Annotated in this window: 22 protein-coding genes; 15 read left to right on the top strand and 7 right to left on the bottom strand. The window is 74.2% G+C overall.

The annotated features are described in order from the left end of the window. Nucleotides 1-12: 12 nt before the first annotated feature. Nucleotides 13-1158, bottom strand: a complete 1146-nt coding sequence (locus Q2K19_RS03975) for a tetratricopeptide repeat protein (protein ID WP_302767792.1) — start codon at nucleotides 1156-1158, stop codon at nucleotides 13-15. Between the two features lie 263 nt (nucleotides 1159-1421). On the opposite strand from Q2K19_RS03975, the gene Q2K19_RS03970 reads away from it, so the two are divergent. After that, nucleotides 1422-2516 (top strand): D-alanine--D-alanine ligase family protein, encoded by a 1095-nt coding sequence (locus Q2K19_RS03970; protein WP_302767791.1) that lies wholly within the window; start codon nucleotides 1422-1424, stop codon nucleotides 2514-2516. A gap of 52 nt (nucleotides 2517-2568) precedes the next feature. Here the strand turns inward: Q2K19_RS03970 and Q2K19_RS03965 are convergent, their stop codons facing one another. Further along, the gene (locus Q2K19_RS03965) at nucleotides 2569-3192 is read right to left on the bottom strand and encodes a DUF3515 family protein (RefSeq protein ID WP_302767790.1); all 624 of its coding nucleotides are present in this window, start codon (nucleotides 3190-3192) and stop codon (nucleotides 2569-2571) included. After that, the gene (locus Q2K19_RS03960; protein ID WP_091268792.1) at nucleotides 3193-3426 is read right to left on the bottom strand and encodes an Lrp/AsnC ligand binding domain-containing protein; all 234 of its coding nucleotides are present in this window, start codon (nucleotides 3424-3426) and stop codon (nucleotides 3193-3195) included. It lies immediately after the preceding gene. Nucleotides 3427-3590: 164 nt separating this feature from the next. Between Q2K19_RS03960 and Q2K19_RS03955 the strand changes: the two genes are divergently transcribed. Both Q2K19_RS03955 and Q2K19_RS03950 read left to right on the top strand, forming a co-directional pair. Next, the gene (locus tag Q2K19_RS03955; protein ID WP_302767786.1) at nucleotides 3591-4538 is read left to right on the top strand and encodes a thiamine-phosphate kinase; all 948 of its coding nucleotides are present in this window, start codon (nucleotides 3591-3593) and stop codon (nucleotides 4536-4538) included. Nucleotides 4539-4600: 62 nt separating this feature from the next. After that, on the top strand, nucleotides 4601-5065 hold the full coding sequence (locus Q2K19_RS03950) for a GNAT family N-acetyltransferase (RefSeq protein ID WP_302767785.1): 465 nt from the start codon (nucleotides 4601-4603) through the stop codon (nucleotides 5063-5065). Nucleotides 5066-5224: 159 nt separating this feature from the next. Here the strand turns inward: Q2K19_RS03950 and rpmB are convergent, their stop codons facing one another. Then, nucleotides 5225-5416, bottom strand: coding sequence for a 50S ribosomal protein L28 (gene rpmB / locus Q2K19_RS03945; protein WP_073832489.1), 192 nt, complete (start codon nucleotides 5414-5416; stop codon nucleotides 5225-5227). Nucleotides 5417-5703: 287 nt separating this feature from the next. On the opposite strand from rpmB, the gene Q2K19_RS03940 reads away from it, so the two are divergent. Beyond that, complete coding sequence (locus Q2K19_RS03940) at nucleotides 5704-7323, top strand: DAK2 domain-containing protein (RefSeq protein ID WP_302767781.1); 1620 nt, start codon at nucleotides 5704-5706, stop codon at nucleotides 7321-7323. Further along, nucleotides 7320-9521, top strand: a complete 2202-nt coding sequence (recG, locus tag Q2K19_RS03935) for an ATP-dependent DNA helicase RecG (protein WP_302767779.1) — start codon at nucleotides 7320-7322, stop codon at nucleotides 9519-9521. The genes Q2K19_RS03940 and recG overlap by 4 nt, the downstream gene beginning before the upstream one ends. A gap of 108 nt (nucleotides 9522-9629) precedes the next feature. Here recG and Q2K19_RS03930 read toward each other — a convergent pair whose 3' ends face one another. Continuing rightward, nucleotides 9630-10565 carry a cell wall anchor protein gene (locus tag Q2K19_RS03930; protein WP_302767777.1) on the bottom strand — a complete coding sequence of 312 codons (936 nt, stop codon included), beginning with the start codon at nucleotides 10563-10565 and terminating at the stop codon, nucleotides 9630-9632. Between the two features lie 251 nt (nucleotides 10566-10816). Here Q2K19_RS03930 and rsmD point away from each other — a divergent pair, with 251 nt between their 5' ends. The 10 genes from rsmD (at nucleotide 10817) to Q2K19_RS03880 (ending at nucleotide 20537) form a co-directional block, all read left to right on the top strand. Further along, nucleotides 10817-11380: a 16S rRNA (guanine(966)-N(2))-methyltransferase RsmD gene (gene rsmD, locus Q2K19_RS03925; RefSeq protein ID WP_302767775.1), complete on the top strand. Its 564-nt coding sequence runs from the start codon at nucleotides 10817-10819 to the stop codon at nucleotides 11378-11380. Continuing rightward, a complete protein-coding gene (gene coaD / locus Q2K19_RS03920; RefSeq protein ID WP_302767773.1) occupies nucleotides 11377-11853 on the top strand; it encodes a pantetheine-phosphate adenylyltransferase in 477 nt (158 codons plus the stop codon). Before rsmD ends, coaD begins: the two co-directional genes overlap by 4 nt. 247 nt (nucleotides 11854-12100) lie before the next feature. Further along, nucleotides 12101-12598: a hypothetical protein gene (locus Q2K19_RS03915; protein ID WP_302767772.1), complete on the top strand. Its 498-nt coding sequence runs from the start codon at nucleotides 12101-12103 to the stop codon at nucleotides 12596-12598. Between the two features lie 125 nt (nucleotides 12599-12723). Continuing rightward, the gene (locus Q2K19_RS03910; RefSeq protein ID WP_302767770.1) at nucleotides 12724-13287 is read left to right on the top strand and encodes a YceD family protein; all 564 of its coding nucleotides are present in this window, start codon (nucleotides 12724-12726) and stop codon (nucleotides 13285-13287) included. 5 nt (nucleotides 13288-13292) lie between these two features. Then, complete coding sequence (gene rpmF / locus Q2K19_RS03905) at nucleotides 13293-13466, top strand: 50S ribosomal protein L32 (protein WP_302767768.1); 174 nt, start codon at nucleotides 13293-13295, stop codon at nucleotides 13464-13466. Between the two features lie 131 nt (nucleotides 13467-13597). Continuing rightward, nucleotides 13598-14551: a phosphate acyltransferase PlsX gene (locus tag Q2K19_RS03900; RefSeq protein ID WP_302772259.1), complete on the top strand. Its 954-nt coding sequence runs from the start codon at nucleotides 13598-13600 to the stop codon at nucleotides 14549-14551. Then, on the top strand, nucleotides 14548-15342 hold the full coding sequence (gene rnc / locus Q2K19_RS03895) for a ribonuclease III (protein WP_302767766.1): 795 nt from the start codon (nucleotides 14548-14550) through the stop codon (nucleotides 15340-15342). The genes Q2K19_RS03900 and rnc overlap by 4 nt, the downstream gene beginning before the upstream one ends. Then, the gene (gene mutM, locus Q2K19_RS03890; RefSeq protein WP_302767764.1) at nucleotides 15335-16192 is read left to right on the top strand and encodes a bifunctional DNA-formamidopyrimidine glycosylase/DNA-(apurinic or apyrimidinic site) lyase; all 858 of its coding nucleotides are present in this window, start codon (nucleotides 15335-15337) and stop codon (nucleotides 16190-16192) included. Before rnc ends, mutM begins: the two co-directional genes overlap by 8 nt. Before the next feature lie 235 nt (nucleotides 16193-16427). Further along, complete coding sequence (locus tag Q2K19_RS03885) at nucleotides 16428-18647, top strand: MMPL family transporter (protein ID WP_302767763.1); 2220 nt, start codon at nucleotides 16428-16430, stop codon at nucleotides 18645-18647. Between the two features lie 384 nt (nucleotides 18648-19031). Continuing rightward, on the top strand, nucleotides 19032-20537 hold the full coding sequence (locus Q2K19_RS03880) for an MFS transporter (protein WP_302767762.1): 1506 nt from the start codon (nucleotides 19032-19034) through the stop codon (nucleotides 20535-20537). Between the two features lies 1 nt (nucleotide 20538). On the opposite strand, the gene Q2K19_RS03875 is transcribed toward Q2K19_RS03880, so the two are convergent. Together Q2K19_RS03875 and Q2K19_RS03870 are read right to left on the bottom strand one after the other, a co-directional pair. Beyond that, nucleotides 20539-21429, bottom strand: coding sequence for an endo alpha-1,4 polygalactosaminidase (locus Q2K19_RS03875; RefSeq protein WP_302767761.1), 891 nt, complete (start codon nucleotides 21427-21429; stop codon nucleotides 20539-20541). A gap of 123 nt (nucleotides 21430-21552) precedes the next feature. After that, nucleotides 21553-22806 (bottom strand): CAP domain-containing protein, encoded by a 1254-nt coding sequence (locus Q2K19_RS03870; RefSeq protein ID WP_302767759.1) that lies wholly within the window; start codon nucleotides 22804-22806, stop codon nucleotides 21553-21555. Nucleotides 22807-22809 lie beyond the last annotated feature (3 nt).

Raw genomic sequence — 22809 nt, 5'->3', positions numbered from 1 at the left:
AGGACGAGCAGCCTACTGCGCCGTCGGCCGGCCGCGCTCACCCTCACACCCGGTCGGCGCCGGTTCCGCCGCCGGCAGCCGGCCACGGACCCGCAGCCAGGCGCGGTGGACGGTAAGCGCGCTCCGGTGGGTCAGCCGCACCAGGGTGTTGCGGGCCCCTCGGGCCAGCAGGTTGCGGCAGCGGACCGCGAACGAGCCGAGGGCGACCGCGAGCGCGAGCGCCCCGAACTGGTCGCCGAAGGAGTCCGGGGTCGGGCGGTACGCCCGGATGGTGAGCCCGAGCGCGGCCGCGAGGACCAGTACCGGCCACAGCACCACCGCGGCCTGCCGCCGGTCCGCCCGCAACCGCCACCGGACCGCCGCCGGTTGGGCGCGCCACTGCTGCCGGCAGAGCCAGCCGAAGCCGGCCAGGATCAGGGCCGCCGTGCCGAGGGCGACCACCCGCCGCCACCGTCCCAGGGCATCCCCGGCCGCTTCGAAGAGAACCGTGTGGACCAGGGTCGCCACCGCGAGCACGTCGAAGAGACGCCACAGGACGGCTCGGGCGCCGCGACCGTGCGCCGTACCGGTGAGGTGGTCGTCGGGAGCGACCGCCAGCGCCGCGGTGAAGCCCCGGACCGCGCTGCCCACCCGCTCGGTGGCCAGGTCCGCAACGGCCAGGTTGTGCAGCGCGGCTTGATTTCCGGGCTCCAGCGCGAGCGCCCGGTGGCAGGCGCGTCGGGCCGCGTCGAACTCGCCGGCCCGCAGGCGGACCTGGGCGTCGACCACGTGCGCCCCCGCCTCCTCGGGCGCCAGCCGCAGGACCGTGTCCGTGCTGATCCGGGCCCGCACCGAGGACCACACGCCCATCCGCTGGACCAGCACCTCGGCCAGCGTGGCGTGGGTTCGCCACTCTTCGGGTGCCACGGCGACCGCGGTCCGGGCGGCGGCGGTGGCCTCCCGAGGGCGCTTCAGCTTGAGCAGCGCTCGGGCGCGCAACCGCAGCGCCCACTCGTGGTCCGCAGCGACCGCCAGGGCCCGGTCCGCGGCGTCGAGCATCCGGCGCCCGTCGCCGCCCAGGTCCTGGCAGCGGGCCAGCAGGCAGAGCGCGTTGACGTCATCCGGGCGGGAGCGGAGCGCGGCGGTCAACTGGACCGCCGCGTCGGCCCAGCGGCCCACCTCGAGCAGGGCCTGGGCCCGGGCGACGCTGCTTCCTGCGCTGTCCGTGGCGCACCTCCGTCGTCTGGGGCAACACCCTAGTGACCGGCATGCTCGACGGTAATCCCGATTACTGTCCGTATATGTCTTGCTGACCGGTTGCGGGGTGATGTGGCGTGTCGCGGGTATCGGCTGCCCATGCTCGCCACGCACAGTAAGGTCAACCGGGTGAGCGCCACCGGCGAGCACGGCCAGCCGCAGTCGCGAACGATGAGGTGACTTCAGTGACCACCCCAGGCAAGACCCGTGTGGCGATCGTCTTCGGCGGCCGCAGCCCCGAGCACGGCATCTCGTGCGTCAGCGCCGGTAGCGTGCTGGGCGCCCTCGACCCGGACGAGTTCGAGGTGGTGCCGGTCGGCATCACCCGCCAGGGGCAGTGGGTGCTGGCCAGCGGCGACCCGGGCCAGCTGGCGATCCAGGACCGCAAGCTGCCGGAGATCACCTCCGGTTCGGGCGTCGAGCTGGTGCTCCGCGCTGACCCGGCGGTGGGCGGCCTGATGGTGCTCGACCCGGCGGAGGGCCCCCGCGCGCTGGCCGACGTGGACGTGGTCTTCCCGGTGCTGCACGGCGCGTACGGGGAGGACGGCACCATCCAGGGCATGCTGGAGATGGCCGACATCCCGTACGTCGGGGCGAACGTCTTCGCCTCGGCGGCCGCCATGGACAAGGAGTTCACCAAGAAGCTCTGCGCCGCCGAGGGCATCCCGGTCGGCCCGTACGTGGTGCTGCGCCACGGGATGACCCTGACCGAGGCGGACAAGGAACGCCTCGGCCTGCCGGTCTTCGTCAAGCCGTCCCGGGCCGGTTCCTCCTTCGGCATCACCAAGGTCGACGACTGGTCCCAGCTCGACGCGGCGGTGGCCACCGCGCGGGAGATCGACACCAAGGTGCTGGTCGAGGGCGCGATCGTCGGTCGCGAGATCGAGTGCGGCGTGCTGGAGGGCGAGGCCGGCGGCGCGCCCGAGGCGTCGGTGCTGGCCGAGGTGCGGGTGATCTCCGGCCACGACTGGTACGACTTCGAGGCCAAGTACATCGACGACGCGTGCGAGTACGACATCCCGGCGAACCTGCCCGAGCAGGTCACCCGCCAGGTGCGGGAGTACGCCACCCGGGCGTTCACCGCGCTGGACTGCTCCGGCCTGGCCCGGGCCGACTTCTTCGTCACCCCCGAGCTGGACGTCTACCTCAACGAGATCAACACCATGCCGGGCTTCACCCCGACCTCGATGTTCCCCCGGATGTGGGCGGCCAGCGGGCTGGAGTATCCGAAGCTGGTCAACCGCCTCATCCGGACCGCCCTGCGCCGCGCTGGCCGCTGACCCGGCCCGGCGGCGCCCCGGGGCCGCGCGGCCCCGGGGCGGGCGGAACAGCTCAGGCGGAGCAGCCGGCGGGGGCGGTCTTCGCGGACGGGACCGCGGCGACGACCGCGTCGGAGATCGGCGAGACCCACTGGAGGGGCTGCGCGTACTCCGTGGGGACCCGGACCCGGACGGGCGTCTCCCGGTCGACGGTGGTCAGCACCGTCGCGTCGGCCTCCTGCACGGCGTGCCAGCAGACCTTGTTGACCGACCACACCTCGTCGGTGGGCTGCACGACCGGCGGGGTGCCGCCGCAGGCCACGGTCAGCGCCGGGTCGCCGTACGCGGCGTTCTGCTCGGCGCCGGCGGTGACCGGCCGCTGGGTCAGGTCCCGCACGGTCGGCGGGAGCTGGGACACCAGGGCGCGGCACACGGTCGCGGGGCGCTCCGCGAGGGTCGGCGCGGGCATCTCGACCGGGGCGGTCGACTGCGGCCGGACGGCGGTCGCCGAGGCGCTCGGCGCGGCGGCCGGCTCGTCCGGGGCGAGCTTGGCGAAGGTGAAGCCGGCCACCGCCACGGTGATCGGCACCGCGACCAGCGTCGCCCACAGCGCGGCGCTGCGGGTCGACCGGTCGCGGCGCGGCGCCTCGGCCGGAGGCGTCTGGTCGGGATCGGGGGAGGAAGTGATCTCGTCCACTTACAGGCGCACCACCGAACACGTGAGGGTGCGGGTGATGCCGGGCACCAGCTGCACCTTGCTGACGATGAGTTTGCCGAGCTCGTCCACGGTGTTCGCCTCGGTGAGGACGACCACGTCGTACGGCCCGGTGACGGCGTCGACCCGTACCACGCCGGCAAGGTCCGCGATCTGCCCGGCCACGTCACGCGCCCGACCGACCTCGGTCTGGATGAGGATGTACGCCTGTACCACGACTCGACCTCCGTCCGTCGCCGCCTGGGGCGGCCCGAAGGGTGAAACTACCCTACGGAGCGGCCCTGATCCGTATCGGTCGCCGGCGGGGACGCGGTGAGCGAGCACACGTCGGGGCGTGGTCGGTGGGACTGCGAAGCGGAAGAGCGCGACGAGGGGACGGCATGACGGTCGCGAGTGTCGGAGAGTTCGGACTGATCGACCGGGTCACCGCCCGGCTGACGTACGGGGAGAGCTGCCTGCTCGGCCCCGGGGACGACGCGGCGGTGGTGGCGGCGCCGGACCGGCGCGTGGCCGCCTCCACCGACGTGCTGGTCGAGGGGCGGCACTTCCGCCGGGACTGGTCGAGCGCCCGGGACGTCGGGCACCGGGCGGCCGCGGCCAACCTGGCCGACATCGCCGCCATGGGCGCCACCCCGACCGCCCTGCTGGTGGCCCTCTGCATCCCCGCCGACCTGGACACCAGCTGGGCCGAGGAACTGGCCGACGGCCTGGGCGCCGAGGCGGCCCTGGTCGGGGCGAGCGTGGTCGGCGGGGACATGTCGGCCAGCCCCACCCTGACCATCGCGGTGACCGCGCTGGGCGACCTCGCCGGCCGGCCGCCGGTGGTCCGCTCGGGGGCCCGCCCCGGGGACGTGGTGGCGCTGGCCGGGCGGACCGGCTGGGCGGCGGCCGGCTACACGGTGCTCTCCCGGGGCTTCCGCACGCCCCGGCTGCTGGTCGAGGCGTTCCGCCGCCCCGAGGTGCCCTACCCGGCCGGGCCGGAGGCCGCCCGACACGGCGCCACCGCCATGATCGACGTGTCGGACGGGCTGGTGGCCGACCTGGGGCACGTGGCGAAGGCGAGCGGGGTGGCGATCGACGTGACCCGGGACGCGTTCGAGGTGCCCCGGCAGATGCGCGACGCGGCGCAGGCGCTCGGCGTCGACCCCTACTCCTGGATCCTGGCCGGGGGCGAGGACCACGCCCTGGCGGCGACCTTCCCGGCGGCGGCGACCCTGCCCCCGGGCTGGCGAGCGATCGGCCGGGTGAGCGAGGGCGCCGGGGTGACCGTGGACGGGGCGGCGTACGCGGGTCCCGGCGGGTGGGACCACTTCCGCCGGGCGGAGTGATCTGCGTCCGACCGAGGCGGTGCCGCCCGGGCCGGGCCCGCCCCCGGTCGTACCCTTCAGGCGTGAGTGAGATCGAGATCCGGGTGCGGCGCTTCGACGCGCCCGAGTCGCAGGCGTTGATCCGGGCAGCCCTGGCCGACCTCGGCCAGCGGTACGGCGGCAGCGGCGACGACACGCCGGTCGACGCGGCCGATTTCGAGCCGCCGGCGGGCACCTTCCTGGTCGCCTACCTCGACGGGCAGCCGGTGGGCTGCGGCGGCTGGCGCAGCCACGGCGAGGACGGGACGGCCGAGCTGAAGCGGATGTACACCGCGCCGACCGCCCGGGGGCGGGGCGTGGCCCGCTCGGTGCTCGCCGCGGTGGAGGAGTCGGCGCGCGAGCAGGGCCGCAAGCGGATCGTCCTGGAGTGCGGCGACAAGCAGCCCGAGGCGATCGGCATGTACACCTCGGCCGGCTACGAGCGGATCCCGAACTTCGGCTTCTACAAGGACGCCCCCGGCTGTCTCTCGTTCGGCCGGGTGCTCTGACGGCCGCCGCCCCGGGCCCGCCCGGGGCGGCTCCTGCCCTGACCGGCGCGGCCCGACGGCCGCCCCCGGCGACCCTCGGCACCGGAATCCGGGCACGACAGAAGCCGGCGGACCGTTCGGGTCCGCCGGCTTCCGACGAGTCTGGGTGGCGCTACCGCGTCAGGCGCGGGTGACCTTGCCGGCCTTGATGCACGAGGTGCAGACCTGCATCTTCTTGGTGGTGCCGCCACCGGCCGGGGTACGCACCGACTGGATGTTCGGGTTCCAGCGGCGGTTGGTCCGCCGGTGCGAGTGGGACACGTTGTGGCCGAAGCCCGGCCCCTTGCCACAGACGTCGCACACGCTAGCCACGGGATACTCCTGGGTTTGAAACGTTCATGAGGTCGCCGCCAGGCGCTGCCCGGGCAACCTGGCCAGGTTACCCGATGACAGACCGGTACGCCCAACCGGCCCGGTCGGCGGCCCACTGCACCAGGCCGGCGGCGTCAGACGCGCCGAGCTGGAGGGGTCGGATGGAAACGCGCCCAGCGTACCGGCGGGGACGGCGTGGCCGGCACCCGGCCCCCGGGCCCTCGGACACGCCGACGCAGGCCGGGCGACCCCGGCGCGTGTCGGTCCGCGCCAGTAGGCTTTCCGACGTGCTGGACACCCTCGACGCCGCCGCGGTGCGCCGGTGGTGTGCGAGCGGGCTGGCCGCCCTCCAGCGGCACCAGGGCGAGATCGACGACCTCAACGTCTACCCGGTCCCGGACGGGGACACCGGGACCAACCTGGTGCTCACCCTCACCTCCGCCCAGCAGGCCCTCGCCATGGACCTGGGCACCCTCCCCGACGACGGGCACACCCCGCACGGGCACGCGCTGCGGCTGATGGCCCGGGGCGCGTTGCTCGGGGCGCGCGGCAACTCCGGGGTGATCCTGTCGCAGCTCCTGCGCGGCTTTGCCGACGCGCTCGCCGCCGCCCCGGCGGTCCGTGGCCGGCAGCTCGCCGCCGCGCTGACCGGCGCCGCCACCGCCGCGTACGCCGCGGTCGCCCACCCGGTCGAGGGCACCCTGCTCAGCGTGGCCACCGCCGCGGCGCGCGCCGCCGAGCAGGCGGACACCGACGACCTGCGCGCCGTGTGCCGGGCCGCGGCGGCCGGGGCGGCGCGGGCGCTCGCGCGGACCCCCGAACAGCTGCCCGCGCTGGCCCGCGCCGGCGTGGTGGACGCCGGCGGTCGGGGCCTCTGCCTGCTCCTGGACGCGTTGGTCGAGGTCGTCACCGGGGAGAGCGCCCGGCCGCCGGCGGCCCCGTCACCCGCGGCCCGGCCGCCCGCCACCGCCGTCCGGGAGACCGGCTCCCCGGCGTACGCCTACGAGGTGCAGTACCTGCTCGACGCGACCGACGAGGCGGTGGCCCGGCTGCGCGGCGAGCTGGACGGGCTGGGCGACTCCCTGGTGATCGTCGGCGACGGCGGCACGGGCGTCGGCACCTGGAACGTGCACGTGCACGTCAACGAGGTCGGCGCGGCGATCGAGGCGGGCGTGGTGGCCGGCCGCCCGCACCGGATCACCGTGACCCGCTTCGCCGACCAGGCGGCGCCGCCCGCGCCGCCGGCGCCGCTGCCGGACGGCCGGGCCGCCGTGGTGGTGGCCACCGGGGCCGGGATCGCCGAGCTCTTCGGCGCCGAGGGGGCCACCGTGGTGCCGGCGAACCCGTCCACCGGCGAGCTGCTCGACGCGATCCGCGCCACCGGGGCGGCCCGGGTGGTGGTGCTCCCCAACGACCCCAACACCCAGTCGGTGGCCAGCGCGGCCGCCAGGGAGGCGCACCGGCTCGGCGTCAAGGTGAGCGTGGTGCCCACCCGCTCACCGGTGCAGGCCCTCGCGGCCCTGGCCGTCCGCGACCCGAAGCGGCGCTTCGAGGACGACGTCATCGCCATGGCCGAGGCCGCCGGCGCCTGCCGGTACGCCGAGGTCTGCCACGCCAGCAAGGAGGCGCTCACCGTGGCCGGGCCGTGCCGGCCGGGCGACGTCCTCGCGCTGGTCGAGGGGGAGGTGCACCTGATCGGCGCCGACCTCCTCGACACCTGCACCGCCGTGGTCGACCGGATGCTCGGCGGCGGGGGCGAGCTGGTCACCCTGCTCTGCGGGGCGGACGTCCCGGAGGGGCTGGCCGACCGGGTGCGCGAGCACGTCGAACGGTCCTGGCCGTTCGTCGAGGTGCAGGCGTACGAGGGCGGCCAGCCGCACTATCCGCTCCTGCTGGGGGTCGAATGACGAGCGAACCGACCACGGTCGACACGCCGCTGAAGAAGCTGGTCGGCGAGCGCACCGCCAAGGCCCTGGCCAGCCACCTCGACCTGCACACCGCCGGCGACCTGATCTACCACTTCCCGCGCCGCTACGACGAGCGCGGCGAGCACACCGACATCCGCTCGCTGGACGTGGGGGAGCAGGTCACCGTCCTGGCCCAGGTGCAGCGCACCGCGGTCCGGCCGATGCGCCAGCGCCGCGGCAACCTCCTCGAGGTGACCGTCGGCGACGGTTCCGGCGGCGTGCTCACCCTCACCTTCTTCGGCAACCAGGCCTGGCGGGAGCGGGAGCTGCGCCCCGGCCGGTGGGGGCTGTTCGCCGGCAAGGTCACCGAGTTCCGGGGCAAGCGGCAGCTCAACGGCCCGGAGTACGTGCTGCTCGGCGAGGGCGGCGACGGCGAGGCGGCGGCCAACGAGGAGGTCGAGGAGTTCGCCGGGGCGCTGATCCCGGTCTACCCGGCCGCCGCGGCGGTGCCGACCTGGGTGATCGCCCGCTGCGTCCGGGTGGTGCTGGACACCTTCACCCCGCCCGAGGATCCGCTGCCGGCCACCGTCCGGGCCACCCGCAACCTGGTCGACATCGGCACGGCGCTGCGCGAGATCCACCGGCCGTCCAGCAAGGAGGCGCTCTACCAGGCACGCCGCCGGCTCAAGTGGGACGAGGCCTTCGCCGTGCAGCTCACCCTGGTGCAGCGCAAGCACCGGGCCGCCGCCTGGCCGGCGCAGGCCCGCCCCGCGAAACCGGGCGGCCTGCTGGACGCGTTCGACGCCCGGCTGCCGTACGAGCTGACCCCCGGCCAGCAGGTCGTGGGCCGGGAGATCGCCGCCGACCTGGCCACCGCCCACCCGATGCACCGGCTGCTCCAGGGTGAGGTCGGCTCCGGCAAGACGGTGGTCGCGCTGCGGGCCATGCTCCAGGTGGTCGACGCCGGTGGGCAGGCGGCCCTGCTCGCCCCGACCGAGGTGCTCGCCGCCCAGCACTACCGCGGCATGCTCGACCTGCTCGGCCCGCTCGCCCAGGCCGGTGAGCTGGGCGCGGCCGACGACGCGACCCGGGTGGAACTGGTCACCGGCTCGCTCGGCGCGGCGGCCCGGCGGCGCGCGCTCGCCGAGGTGGCCGAGGGGCGGGCCGGCATCGTGCTCGGCACCCACGCCCTGCTCTACGAGGGGGTCGACTTCCACGACCTGGGCCTGGTGGTCGTCGACGAGCAGCACCGCTTCGGCGTGGAGCAGCGGGACGCGCTGCGGGCCAAGGCCGAGCAGCCGCCGCACGTGCTGGTCATGACCGCCACCCCGATCCCGCGCACGGTCGCCATGACGGTCTACGGCGACCTGGAGGTCTCCACCCTCTCCCAGCTGCCGCAGGGCCGGTCGCCGATCGCCTCGCACGTGGTGCCGGCCGCCGAGAAGCCCGCCTTCCTCGACCGGGCCTGGCGCCGGCTGCGCGAGGAGGTCGCCGCCGGCCACCAGGCGTACGTGGTGTGCCCCCGGATCGGCGAGGGGCCGGCGTCGGAGGAGGAACCGCCGCGCGAGGACGACAACGGGCGGCGGCCCCCGGTGGCGGTGACCGAGGTGGCGCCGCTGCTCGCCGAGGGGCCGCTGCACGGACTGCGGATCGGCGTGCTGCACGGGCGGCTGCCGGCCGACGAGAAGGACGCGGTGATGCGCTCCTTCGCCGCCGGCGACCTGGACGTGCTGGTGGCCACCACGGTCGTCGAGGTCGGCGTGAACGTGCCCAACGCCACCGTGATGATCGTGCTGGATGCGGACCGGTTCGGCGTCTCCCAGCTGCACCAGTTGCGCGGCCGGGTGGGCCGGGGCTCCGCCGCCGGCCTCTGCCTGCTGGTCACCGAGGCCCTGGAGGGCTCGTCGGCCCGGGAACGCCTCGACGCGGTCGCCTCCACCACCGACGGCTTCAAGCTCGCCGAGCTCGACCTGGAACAGCGCCGGGAGGGCGACGTGTTGGGCGCCACCCAGTCCGGGCGCCGCTCCCACCTGCGGCTGCTGTCGCTGCTGCGGGACACCGACCTGATCCGGGACGCCCGGGCCGAGGCGATCACGCTGGTCGAGGAGGACCGGGAGCTGTCCCGGCACCCGGCGCTGGCCGCCTCGGTCGCCGCGCTGGTCGACGAGGAGCGCGCGGAATACCTGGAGAAGGGCTGACCGGGGAGCCACTCCATCCCGGTTGGCGCCTGGTCGGGCCGTGGTCGTGGCGGAAAGCGCCGCGGGCGCGCCGACCGGGTGGTCGACGCGCCGCGGCTCAGGCGTGGGTCAGACGGTGAAGCGGACCCGACGACGGCGGGCCGTCACGAACAGCACCGCACCGGCGGCGAGCAGCACAGCCGCGCCACCCGCGATGGCGCCGGCGGCCGGACCGGTGACCGGCAGGCCGCCACCCTGGCCGCCGCAGTCCTTCGGCTGGGTGTACGGGATCGTCTCGGAGCCCTCGACCACGTCGTACTTGACCGTGACCTTGAGACCCTGGTACGCGTCGAACTCGACCGAGGTGGTCTTGCCCGGCTCGGAGACGAGCTTCTTGGTGACGCCCTTCTCGGTGGTCATCGTGGCGGTGAAGGGGATGCCCTTCGCCGGGTTCTCCACGATGAAGGTCATCTTCTTGCAGGTCTGCTCGAGCTGGAAGACCGGCTCCTCCGGCTCGGCCGGGACGGACGGCGTCGCGGACGGGCTGGGCGCGGACGGCGACGGGGTGACCTCGGGCGACTTGGTCGGCTCCGGGGTGGCGCTCGGCGACGGCGAGGTGGGCGACGGCGACGGCGACTCGGCCGGGCCGCAGTCCTGGCTGGGCGTGGCGACGACGGTGCGCTCCCCGTCGTAGGTCCGGTCACCGCGCTCCCAGTGCGCCGCGACGGTGAGCTTCAGCTCGGGGATCGGACCGTCGAAGGTGTAGGTCTGGGTGCCGGTCAGCGGGCCTTCGCTCACCTTCTTCAGTTCCGCCCCGATGGCCAGGTCGCCGGTGATGGCACCGGGCACGGTGGATTCGAGCTTGGTGATGTGACCGGAGATGTCGGTCTCGCTGCTGATCACCGACCAGTTGACGGTGACCTTGCCGTCCTGGGCGGCGCAGTACGTGCCGGAGGGCTCGGGGTGGTGGGCCAGTGCGGGGCTGGCGACGATGGCCGCGCCGGCGAGGCCGAGCAGCGCGCCGGCGGTGACGGCCGCGGCACGCCGGAGGTTCAGACGGTTCACGTCTACTCCTGATGAGGGGAAATCGGGGTGTGCGGCGGGCGGACCGGAGTCTCGCGCCCGCGCGACCGGCAGACCCTAGCGAGGTCTCGGTCGGCGGCGTTACATCGACCGGCGTGCCGGCGGCGGTCTGTTATGAATTTGAGATCATTGATATACGAACGGTCACGGCGTGATCCATCTCGACGTACCCACCGGGTCGCCGGGGCCGCCCCGGTCGTCGCGTAGCGTCAGGGCATGCGCAGGAGCACGCGGTGACCCGGATCGTGGCCGGGGCGTACGGCGGGCGGCGGATCGCCGCGCCACCCGGCGCCGGTACCCGACCGACCTCGGACCGGGTCCGGGAGGCGCTGTTCAGCGCGGTGCAGGCGGAACTCGACCTCACCGGGGCGCGCTTCGCCGACCTCTACGCCGGCTCGGGAGCGGTCGGGTTGGAGGCGCTGTCCCGGGGCGCCGAGCACGTGCTGCTGGTCGAGTCCGACGCCCGGGCGGCCCGGGTGATCCGGGAGAACATCAGCGCGCTGCGGGCCGCGCCGGCCGCCCGCCTGGTCACCGGCAAGGTGGCCACGGTGCTCGCGGCCGGCCCCGACGGCGACCCGTACGACGTGGTCTTCGCCGACCCGCCGTACGCCGTACCCGACGAGGAGATCACCGCGATGCTGGCCGCGCTGGCCGACGGCGGCTGGCTGGCGGCGGACGCCCTGGTGATCGTGGAGCGGTCCGGCCGCACCGGCCCGGTCACGTGGGTGGAAGGCGTCACGGGAGAGCGCAGTCGCCGTTACGGCGAGACCACCCTTTGGTACGGTCGCCGATCATGAGACGTGCGGTCTGTCCCGGCTCGTTCGACCCGGTCACCAACGGACACCTCGACATCATCGGCCGGGCCAGCCGGCTCTTCGACGAGGTGATCGTCGGCGTCCTGGTCAACCAGTCGAAGCAGGGGTTGTTCACGGTCGACGAGCGGATCGACATGCTCCGCGAGGTAACGGCCTCGTATGACAACGTCCGGGTCGAGTCGTTCCGTGGGCTGCTGGTGGACTTCTGCCGAGCGCAGCAGGCGAGCGTGCTGATCAAGGGGCTGCGCGCGGTCAGCGACTTCGACTACGAGCTCCAGATGGCCCAGATGAACATCGGCCTGGCCGGCGTGGAGACCCTCTTCATGCCGACCAACCCCCTCTACTCCTTCCTCTCCTCCAGCCTGGTCAAGGACGTGGCCAAGTGGGGCGGCGACATCTCCGCCCACGTCCCCGACGTGGTCCGCGAACAACTCAAGTCTCGCCTCCACCCCTAACCCCCGCAGCCCTCCCTCCCTCCCTCCTCCACCCGCCGATCTTGCGGTTGGTGCCCCTGATCTGCCCGGTTGGGGCGATCTGTCCGGGCGGAAAGTGCAAGATCGCGAGGATCGGGGCGGGGCGACGCGCCGGGTGGGGGTGCAGCGGGGCGGCGTGGAGCAGGCGCGACATGATGTGTGCGACGCCGAAACCGGGCGCAGGCCGCATCATGAAGGTCGGCCGACTTATGACAGGAGTGAGGTACCGGTGGACCCGCTCGATCGCATCGACGAACTGATCGCCATCGTGGAGCAGGCCCGCTCCGTGCCGATGTCGCGCAACAACTGCATGGTCGACCGGGGCGAGATGATCGCCGCCCTCGACGAGCTGCGCGCGGAGCTCCCCGCCGACCTCCGCCGGGCCGCCGCGCTGCTGGAGGAGCGCGACAAGATCATGGAGGCCGGCAAGCGCGAGGCCGACCGGATCATCAGCGAGGGTGAGGCGGAACACGCCCGGCTCGTCTCGGTGAACGAGATCACCGTCTCCGCCGAGCACGAGGGCGCCCGGATCATCGCCGAGGCTCGCGCCGAGGCGCAGCGCCTCCGCGAGGAGGTGGACGACTACGTCGACACCGCCCTGGCCAACTTCGAGCAGTTCCTGACCCGGGCGCTCGCCTCGATCGAGCGCGGCCGGGACAAGATGCACGCACTGCGCGAGATCGGCACCTTCGCCGGTGACGAGGCGGATCGCCCGCTACCCTTCTGAGCGGCGCGCGGGCCGGCAGCCGACAGCCGGCAGCCGGCGGGCCAGGGGCGACGCCCCCGATTCGACGGTCCGCCGGTCGCCCAGGTAACCTTTTTTGTCGGCCTCTCACCGGCCGGAGTCTAACTATGCCCAAACACTCGCCAAGCCCACTCGACCCCAGGTCGCCGCTGGTCCTCGACACGAGAGACCTGCCGCGTCGGCCTGGCGCGTTGCGTACGCATCGGCGGGTCGTGCCGGCACCGGCGGACCTCGGCGTGGAGTTGATCACCGTGCCGGAGGGCGCGGACCTCGACCTCGACCTGAGGTTGGAGTCGGTGTCCGAGGGCGTGCTCGTCTCCGGGACCGTCACCGGTCCCGTCAAGGGCGAGTGCGGGCGCTGCCTGCGCGAGATCGACGACTCGGTGGCCGTGACGATCCAGGAGCTGTACGCGTACGAGAACAGCACCACGGACGACACGACCGACGAGGACGAGGTGGGCCGGATGCAGGGCGATCTGATCGACCTGGAGCCGGCGCTGCGGGACGCGGTGGTGCTCGCACTGCCGACCAACCCGCTCTGCCGGGAGGACTGCCCAGGCTTGTGCCCCGACTGTGGGGTGCACTGGGACGATCTGCCGGCCGACCACAGTCACCAGCAGATCGACCCGCGTTGGGCGGGCCTGTCGCAACTGACCCGTACAGAGGAGTAAGAACCGTGGCCGTCCCCAAGCGCAAGATGTCGCGCAGCAACACCCGCGCCCGCCGGGCGAACTGGAAGGCCGCGGCGGTCGCGACCGTGGCCTGCCCGCAGTGCAAGTCGGCCAAGCTGCCGCACGCGGCCTGCTCCGTCTGCGGCACCTACAACGGCCGTCAGGTCCTCGAGGTCTGACCGGACGCCGAGTGACGTCCCCGACCACCGGTCGGGTCGCGCACGCACCAAGGCCCTCGCCCGGTGCCCCGGCTCCCTCCGCCGCCGGCCGTTCTTCGGCCGGCGCACCGACGGAGCCGGGCACCGCGCGGATCGCCGTCGACCTCCTCGGCGGGGACGATGCTCCCGCCGTCGTGGTTGACGGCGCTCTGCGGGCGGTGCGCACCGACCCGGACCTGCACCTGCTGCTCGTCGGCCCGACCGAGGTCGCCGACGGGCTGATCGGTGCACTCGACCCGGAGCAGCGCTCCCGGGTCACCGTCCGCCCGGTGCGGACCGCCGTCGGCATGACCGACCACCCCACCGCCGCCCGCGGCGAGAGCACCGTCCGCGCGGCGGTGCACGCCGTCCGCGACGGGATCGCCGACGCGATCGTCTCCGCCGGCTCGACCGGCGCCACCGTCACCGCCGCCGCGCTCGGCCTCGGTCGCTGGGCCGGGGTACGCCGGCCCGCCCTGGTCGCGACCCTGCCCGCCGTCGAAGGGCCGGTGGTGCTGCTGGACGTCGGCGGCACGCTGGAACCCGGACCCGCCACCCTGGCCCGGCACGCCGTGCTCGGCGCCGCCTACGCGGCCGTGGCGCACGCCGTCGCCGCGCCCCGGGTCGGGCTGCTCTCCGTCGGCACCGAGGCCGGCAAGGGCGACCGGCTCCGCCGCTCCGCCGACCCGGCGCTCGCCGCCGTCCCGCTGCCGTGCGGCGCCCACTACGTCGGCCTCGTCGAGGGGTACGACGTCGCCGTCGGCGCGCGCGCCGATGTCGTGGTCACCGACGGCTTCACCGGCAACGTGCTGCTCAAGGCCATCGAGGGCGCGTACGCGATGGCCGGCGGGCCCCCGGCGAGCGGCGGCGCGCCCCGCGCGGCGGCCCTGCTCGGCGTGGCCGGCACCGTGGTCGTCTGCCACGGCGCGGCCCAGCCCGACGACGTCGCCTCCGGCATCGCCCTCGCCGCCCACCTGTGGCGTCGCGGCGCGACCGACACCGTCTCCACCCTGCTCGCCGGCCTGCCACATGATCCCGCACCCATCGACACCGAGGTAGCACCATGACCAACGACAAGCGGCGGCGGGCTCCCGTCGGCCACCTGGAGGCGGCCTTCGGGGTGTCGCTCGACCCGGAGCTGCTGGAGCGCGCGCTGACCCACCGCTCCTACGCGTACGAGAACGGCGGCCTGCCCACGAACGAGCGGCTGGAGTTCCTGGGCGACTCCGTCCTCGGCGTGGTGATCACCACGGCGCTCTTCCACAACCACCCGGACCTGCCCGAGGGGCAGCTCGCCAAGCTGCGGGCCAGCGTGGTGAACATGCGCGCCCTGGCCGACGTGGCGCGCGGTCTCGGCCCGGCGGGGCTGGGCGCGTACCTGCTGCTGGGCAAGGGCGAGGAGGCCACCGGCGGCCGGGACAAGGCCAGCATCCTGGCCGACACCCTGGAGGCGCTGCTCGGCGCGATCTACCTCCAGTACGGCCTGGACACCGCGGCCCTCGTGATCCACCGCCTCTTCGACCCGCTGATGGCCGAGTCGGCCGGCCGGGGCGCCGCGCTGGACTGGAAGACCAGCCTCCAGGAGCTGACCGCCGCGCTCGGGCTGGGCGTCCCGGAGTACCGGATCGAGGGCACCGGCCCGGACCACCTGAAGACCTTCACCGCCTGGGTGGTGGTGGCCGGCAACCGGTACGGCGGCGCGGAGGGGCGCAGCAAGAAGGAGGCCGAGCAGCGGGCCGCCGAGTCGGCCTGGCGGACGCTGACCGAGCAGGCCGAGGCCGAGGCGGCCGTGAAGGCCGCGGCCGAGGGGGGCGAGTCGACGGCCGACCCCGCCGAAACGGGCGCGGGCCGTGCCTGAGCTGCCCGAGGTCGAGACGGTCCGGCAGGGCCTGGCCCAGTGGGTCATCGGGCGCACGATCAGCTCGGTCGAGGTGCGCCACCCCCGTGCCGTACGCCGGCACCAGCCGGGTGGGGCGCACTTCGCCGACGTGCTGACCGGCCGGACGATCACCGACGTCCGGCGCCGGGGCAAGTACCTCTGGCTGCCGCTGGACAGCGGCGACGCCCTGGTCGGGCACCTCGGCATGTCCGGCCAGCTGCTGCTCCAGCCAGTCGGCGCGGCCGACGAGCTGCACCTGCGGGTCCGGTTCCGGTTCGCCGACGACGGCCCGGAGTTGCGCTTCGTCGACCAGCGCACGTTCGGCGGGCTGTCGGTCGCCGAGGGCGGGGCCGAGCTGCCGCACGAGATCGCACACATCGCCCGGGATCCAATGGACCCGGAGTTCTCCGATGCCGCCTTCGTGGCGGCGTTGCGCAAGCGGCGTACCGAGGTGAAGCGGGCGCTGCTCGACCAGAGCCTGATCTCCGGGGTCGGCAACATCTACGCCGACGAGGCGCTGTGGCGGGCGAAGCTGCACGGCGCCCGGCCCACGGACGCGCTGACCGGCCCGGCGGTGACCCGCCTGCTCGGGCACGTGCGTGACGTGCTCGGCGAGGCGATCAAGCAGGGCGGCACCAGCTTCGACGAGCTGTACGTCAACGTCAACGGCGAGAGCGGCTACTTCGACCGGTCGCTCAACGCGTACGGCCGGGAGGGGGAGCCCTGCCCCCGGTGCGGCGCGCCGATCCGGCGCGAGGCGTTCATGAACCGGTCGTCGTACAGCTGCCCGCGTTGCCAGCCCCGTCCCCGAGGGGCGCTGCGGGGCTGACCCTGAGTCGGCTCGGGGTTGCGCCGGTGTGCCTCGCCCGGCCGCTCCCGGCGCGCCCCCCGGGCCGTACCCTGAAAATCCCGTTCTGTCCGGTTGGCCGAGCCGTTTCCGGCCGGCCGGTCGGGCTCGGACGGATCGGGGACGAGCCGGGGCCGTTCCCCGATGTCCGGGCGTCGCCCGCTGCCTAGCGTCAGACCGTCGGCAGGGGGCCGACGTGTGGAGGGGGAAGCCAGGTATGGGCAGGCGACCGGTGACCGTGCGACTGGCACGGTGGAGTGCGGAGCACCCGTGGCGGGCCATCGCGCTGTGGGTCGTGTTCGTGGCGGTGTGCTTCGTCGGCGGCAACGCCGCCGGCCTCAACGAGGCGACCGATGACGACCAGGCGATCGGCGAGTTCGGGCGGGCCCAGCTGATCGTCGACAGTGGCGGCTTCCACGAGCCGGCCACCGAGAACGTGCTGATCACGTCCCGGTCCGGGGCGCTCGACCAGGGCGCGGCGAAGGCCGCCGCCGACGACGCGGCGGCCCGGCTGCGGCAGGTCGACGGGGTCGCCTCGGTGGGTACGCCGCTGCCGTCCCGGGACGGCAACGCGGTGCTGGTGCCGATCACCATGTCCGGCGACCCGGAGACCGCGTCCGACCGGGTGCAGCCACTGCGGGACACCACCGCCAAGGTGCAGGAGGCGCACCCGGCGCTGCGGATCGAGGAGGTCGGGGGGCCTTCGATCAGCAAGGCGCTCGACGACACCCTCGGCAAGGACTTCAAGCGGGCCGAACTGCTCAGCCTGCCGGTCACCCTGGCCATCCTGATCATCGCGTTCGGCGCGCTGATCGCGGCCGGCGTGCCGGTGCTGCTCGCGCTCTCCTCGGTGGCCGCGGCCATGGGGCTCTCCACCCTGGCCTCGCACCTGGTGCCGGCCACCGACACCACGGCCAGCGTGATCCTGCTGATCGGCATGGCGGTCGGCGTCGACTACTCGCTCTTCTACGTCCGCCGGGAACGCGAGGAGCGGGCCAAGGGCCGCGCCGGCCTGGACGCGGTGGAGATCGCGGCGGAGACCTCCGGGCACGCCGTGGTGGTCTCCGGCACCGCCGTGATCATCTCGATGGCCGGGCTGCTGCTCGCCCAGGACGCCATCTTCTCGTCCCTCGCCGTCGGCTCGATCCTGGTGGTCGCGGTCGCGGTGATCGGCTCGCTGACCGTGCTGCCGGCGCTGCTGGCCAAGCTCGGCCGCTGGGTCGACCGGCCCCGGGTGCCGCTGCTGTGGCGGCTCACCGCGCCGCGTACCGGGCGGCACGGCCAGCCGGCCCGGCCCCGGTTCTGGCCGGCGGTGCTGAAGCCCGCGCTGCGCGCGCCCCGGGCCACCCTGGTGGTCTCGGTGGGGCTGCTGCTCGCGCTGGCCGCCCCGGCGCTCGGCATGAAGCTGAAGTTCCCCGGCATGGAGGACGTGCCCCGCACCACGCCGGCGATGCAGGCGTACGACCGGCTCACCGCCGCCTTCCCCAGCAACGGCACCAGCCACACCGTCGCGGTGCGGGCGCCGGCCGAGCAGGCCGACCAGGTGCACGCCGCGCTGACCGCGCTGGCCGGCCGGGCCGCCGCCGACCCGCTCTTCGCGCCGGTCGAGGGGGACGGCCCGAAGATCAAGGTGTCGGCCGACCGCCGGGTGTCGGTGCTGGAGGTGGCCACGCCCTACGCCAGCCGCACCGACGAGGCGTCCCGGTCCCTGCACGAGCTGCGCCAGGACCTGGTCCCGGCCGCGCTGGGCGGCATTCCCGGCGTCGAGTACGCGGTCGGCGGCGGGGTGGCGGCCAGCGAGGACTACGCGGACCACATCTGGGCGAAGCTGCCCCTGGTGGCGGCCTTCGTGCTGGCGCTGACCTTCCTGGTGATGGCCTGGACGTTCCGGTCGGTGGTGGTGGCGCTCACCTCGATCCTGCTGAACCTGCTCTCCGCCGGGGCCGCGTACGGCCTGCTGGTGCTGGTCTTCCAGGGCGACTGGGCGGAAGGGCTGCTCGGCTTCACCTCGATGGACGCGATCGTCACCTGGCTGCCGATGTTCCTGTTCGTGGTGCTGTTCGGGCTCTCCATGGACTACCACGTCTTCGTGGTCAGCCGGATCCGGGAGGGGATCCGCCAGGGGATGTCGAACAAGGACGCGGTGGCGTACGGGATCACCTCCTCGGCGGGGGTGGTGACCAGCGCGGCGATCGTCATGGTCGGAGTCTTCTCGATCTTCGCGACGCTGAGCACCATCGACTTCAAGCAGCTCGGCATCGGGCTGGCCGCGGCGATCCTGCTGGACGCCACGATCATCCGGGCCGTGGTGCTGCCGTCGCTGATGACCCTGCTGGGCGACGCGAACTGGTGGGCCCCGCGCTTCCTGCGCGGCCGGGCGGCGACCCCGCCGGCCGACCCGCCCACGCCCACCCCGGAGCTGGTCGGCGCCCGCTGACCCATCCGTCCCACCGGAGGGCCGGACCGCGTGCTGCGGCCCGGCCCTCCGCTCGTCCCGCCCGACCGGGTGCCGTCCGGCGTCGGCCGGTGGTGCGGTCCCCGGGGCAGGTGCCCGGTGCCCAGCACGGGCCCGGCCGGGTGGCCCTCGACGTGGGCGGCGAGGGGCCGCACCCCCGCCGGACCTCGGGCGTGTTGCACCGAAGCGGCCACATCACTCCCGGGGAAGTTTCGGTCCCGGATGGCGTCACCGACGGTGACGCCGCCTCGCGGACCAGGAGGATTAACGGGATCGGCAGCGGGGCATGTGGGCGGCCATGGATGAACAGCTCACGCCGGCGGCCCGTCGTCGCGCCCCGGCCCCCGAATCCCCTCGGAGCGCGTCATGAGCACCGACGTGCGGACCGGCACCGTACGGACCAACGTCCCGGGCCGCCTGGACCGGCTGCCCTGGTCCCGCTGGCACTGGATGATCGTGATCGGCCTCGGCACGGTGTGGATCCTCGACGGCCTCGAGGTGACCATCGTCGGCAACCTCTCCGGCAAGCTCGCCGAGCAGGGCAGCGGGCTGAGCATCACCCAGAGCCAGGTCACCGGCCTGGCCGCCGCGCTCTACGTGGCCGGCGCCTGCACCGGCGCGCTCTTCTTCGGCTGGCTGACCGACCGGTTCGGACGCAAGAAGCTGTTCCTGCTGACCCTCGGGCTCTACCTGATCGCCACCGCGCTGACCGCGCTCTCCTTCGACACCTGGTGGTTCTTCCTGTTCCGGTTCCTCACCGGCATGGGCATCGGCGGCGAGTACGCGGCCATCAACTCGGCGATCGACGAGCTGATCCCGGCGCGGCACCGCGGCCGGATCGACATCATCATCAACGGCACCTTCTGGCTCGGTGCGGGGCTCGGCGCGCTGCTGACCGTACCGCTGCTCAACGGCCTGCCGACCAACCTCGGCTGGCGGGTGGCGTTCGGTCTCGGCGCGGTCCTCGGCGTGGTGATCCTGCTGGTCCGCCGGCACGTCCCGGAGAGCCCCCGGTGGTGGTTCATCCACGGTCGGGCCGACGAGGCGAACCGTCTCGTCGACTCGGTCGAGGCCGAGGTGAAGCGGGAGACCGGCAAGGAGCTCACCGAGGCCGACGACTACATCGAGATCAAGCAGCGGAAGAGCACCAACTTCCTGGAGATCGCCAGGGCCCTGTTCGCCCGCTACCCGAAGCGCGCCACGCTGGGCTTCTCGCTCTTCATCGGGCAGGCGTTCCTCTACAACGCGATCACCTTCGGCTTCGCCCAGATCCTGCAGACCTTCTTCAAGGTCCCGCCGGGCAGCAGCGGCTACTACTTCGCGGTGATCGCGCTCGGCAACCTGCTGGGTCCGCTGCTGCTGGGCCGGCTCTTCGACTCGGTCGGCCGGGTGCCGATGATCGCGGGCTCGTACGTCGGCTCCGGCGTGCTGCTGCTCGGCACCGCCTGGCTGTTCCACGCCGGCGTGCTCAACGCGGTGACCATGACCGCCTGCTGGTGCGTGGTGCTCTTCTTCGCCTCGGCCGGCGCCAGCGCCGCGTACCTGACGGTGAGCGAGATCTTCCCGATGGAGACCCGGGCCATGGCAATCGCGTTCTTCTACGCGATCGGCACCGCCGCCGGCGGCATCACCGGCCCGCTCCTCTTCGCCAAGCTGGTCGGCACCGGCAAGGTCGGCGACACGGTGGTCGCCTTCGTCGTCGGCGCCTCCGTCATGATCATCGGCGGCCTGGTCGAGCTGGCCCTCGGCGTCCGGGCCGAGGGGAGGTCGCTGGAGGACCTGGCCACCCCGCTCAGCGCCGAACGGCCCGGCACCCCCGCACCCCGCGCCGGCACCCCCACCCCGACCACCGACCCCGCCACCACCGGCTGACCTAGGGGAGGGGGCAGGGTTGGCGGCGGGCGTCGAGGGTGCGGGGTTTGAGGATTGTGGAGAAGCCGTAGCCGACCGTGGTGACGCAGAAGGCCGCCGGGTCGCCGGTGTACTCGACGTGGAAGACCGGCTTGTGGGCGTCGGCGAAGGGGAGGAGCTTCGTGCACTCCCGTCGGCGTACGCACTCCTGGTTGACCGCGAAGTCGAAGTCGGGGGCCAGCGCGGCCACCTGCGGCACGTCGTCGATGAGCCCGGGGGAGAGGTCGAGGGAACGGGCGAGCCGGGCCAGCCGTCGGTTGAACAGCAACTGGTCGTCGAAGCCGAGCGGGAAGCCGGACCGGTGCAGGTAGCCGTCGGCGTCGTCGAACGCCACCGCGCCGAACCCCTTGCCCCGGCACAGCCGGAACCGGTCGGCCAGCACCCGGCTCAGCGTGTCCCACTGGCGGACGTCCAGCCAGCGGCTGCCCGGCCGGCCCGCCACGGGGTTGCCACGCACGACCGTCGGGAAGCGGGTGGCGTCCGGGTCGGTGGCCGCGTACGTGCCGACCCGCACCTGGCAGATGAGCCGGCGGTCCCGGGCCCGCAGCGCGGCGGTCTCGGTGGAGGTGGTGCCGACCGGGTCGAGCAGGAAGACGTCCGCGTCGACGGTGACGTCGAGCGGGCCGGTGAGCTGCCACTGCCACTGCCAGCTGCGGGCCTGGGCGGTCGGCCACGGGGTGGGCGCGCCGGGCGGCACGAGCGGCTCCCGGCAGCCGGGCACCGGCCCGAGCAGGAGCGTGGTCAGCACCACCGCCACGCCCCGGCGCAGCCCGCGGGGGAGGACGCGGGCGTGCGCCGGGGGCGGCCACGCCGGCCGGATCCGCATCGACAGCTCCCGGGTCGCGGGCGGCACGGTGCCGCCCCCTGCCGGTACGCCGAGCCGACCCGGGCATGCCCGGGCCCGGGCCGGAACGATCAGCCGGCCCTGGCGTACCTCACCCGGTCAACGAGCGCGGACCCGGTCACGACGCGGTGATCAGCGCGGGGTGCCGAAGTCCTGGGTCCAGTACGGCCCGTTGCTCCGCGCCACGCCGACGCCGATCTCGGTGAAGGAGCAGTTCAGGATGTTGGCCCGGTGACCCGGGCTGTTCATCCAGGCGTCCATGACCGCGGCCGGGGTCTTCTGGTTCCAGGCGACGTTCTCGCCGTACGCCCGCCAGGCGTAGCCGACCCGGTCGAGCCGGTCGCCGGGGTCGCTGCCGTCGCTGCCGTCGTGCGACATGGTCTGGTGGTCGGCCTGGTCCTGGCTGTGCCGCTGCGCGGCCAGCATCAGCTTGTCGTCGATGGTGAGGGCCTTGCAGCCGGCCTTGGCGCGTTCCTGGTTGACCAGGTCGACGACCTGCTGGAGTGCCGTGCTGATCCCGTTCGACGAGGCGGTCCGGGTGGCGGTGCTGCTCGGCGTGGAGCGGCGCTGCAGCTGCCGGGACGGGGCGGTGGTCCGGCTGGACTTCGGGGTGGCCGCCCGGGTCGGGCTCGGGCGGGCGCTGCTCGGCGCGGCGGTGGGGGAGGCGGGGGCCAGGGCGTCGCCGGGGGCGGCGCCGGTGGTCTCCGGCGCGACCGGGGCGGCGGCCACGGCGTCGTCGGCGGTCGGCTCGGTCCGCTGATCGCCGGGCAGCATCAGGGCGCTCACGCCGAGACTCACCACGAGGGTCGCCGCGGCGACGGCCCCACCGATCACCAGGGGACGCGGGAAGCGGCGCTTCTGGCGGTGCCGGCCCACCTCCTCGGCCGGCCCGTCGGGGGCCGGACCCCAGGTGGCGGTCGGCTCCTCCGCCGGACGCCAGCCGGCGGCCCGCTCGAACGGGGCGATCGGCGCGCCCGGGTGGTTCACCGGGTCGAAGGGCGCGGTGTCGTCGACCGCCGGGGTGAACGCGGCCCCCTCGGCGGTCGGGCCGAAGCCGGTCCGGTCGGCGTCGTGGCTGAACCCGGTCGGGTCGGCGGCGTAGCCGAAACGGGAGCGGTCGGCCTCGAAGGGGTGGTGGCCCGCCGGGTCCGGGGCCGGGCGGGGGTCGGCCGGGGCGCCTCGCCACGGGGTGTCCGGCGCGTCGGAGTGCCAGACGCCGGTGGGGGCCTCGGCCCAGTCCGCGCCGGGCTGCTCCGGCTCGTCTCCGAAGAGGTAGGAGGACCGCGGCTCGGGCCGGTCGGTCAGCCAGGCCGGTCCCTCGTCGGTCGGCTGCTCGGGGCGTCGAGGAACGCCATCCGGTTCGATCGGGTCGGTCCAGCGGTACACGCC

The organism is Micromonospora sp. NBRC 110009, from assembly GCF_030518795.1.
In the GTDB taxonomy this organism is placed as follows: Bacteria; Actinomycetota; Actinomycetes; order Mycobacteriales; family Micromonosporaceae; genus Micromonospora.
This window is presented reverse-complemented; position numbering and strand designations above follow the sequence as displayed.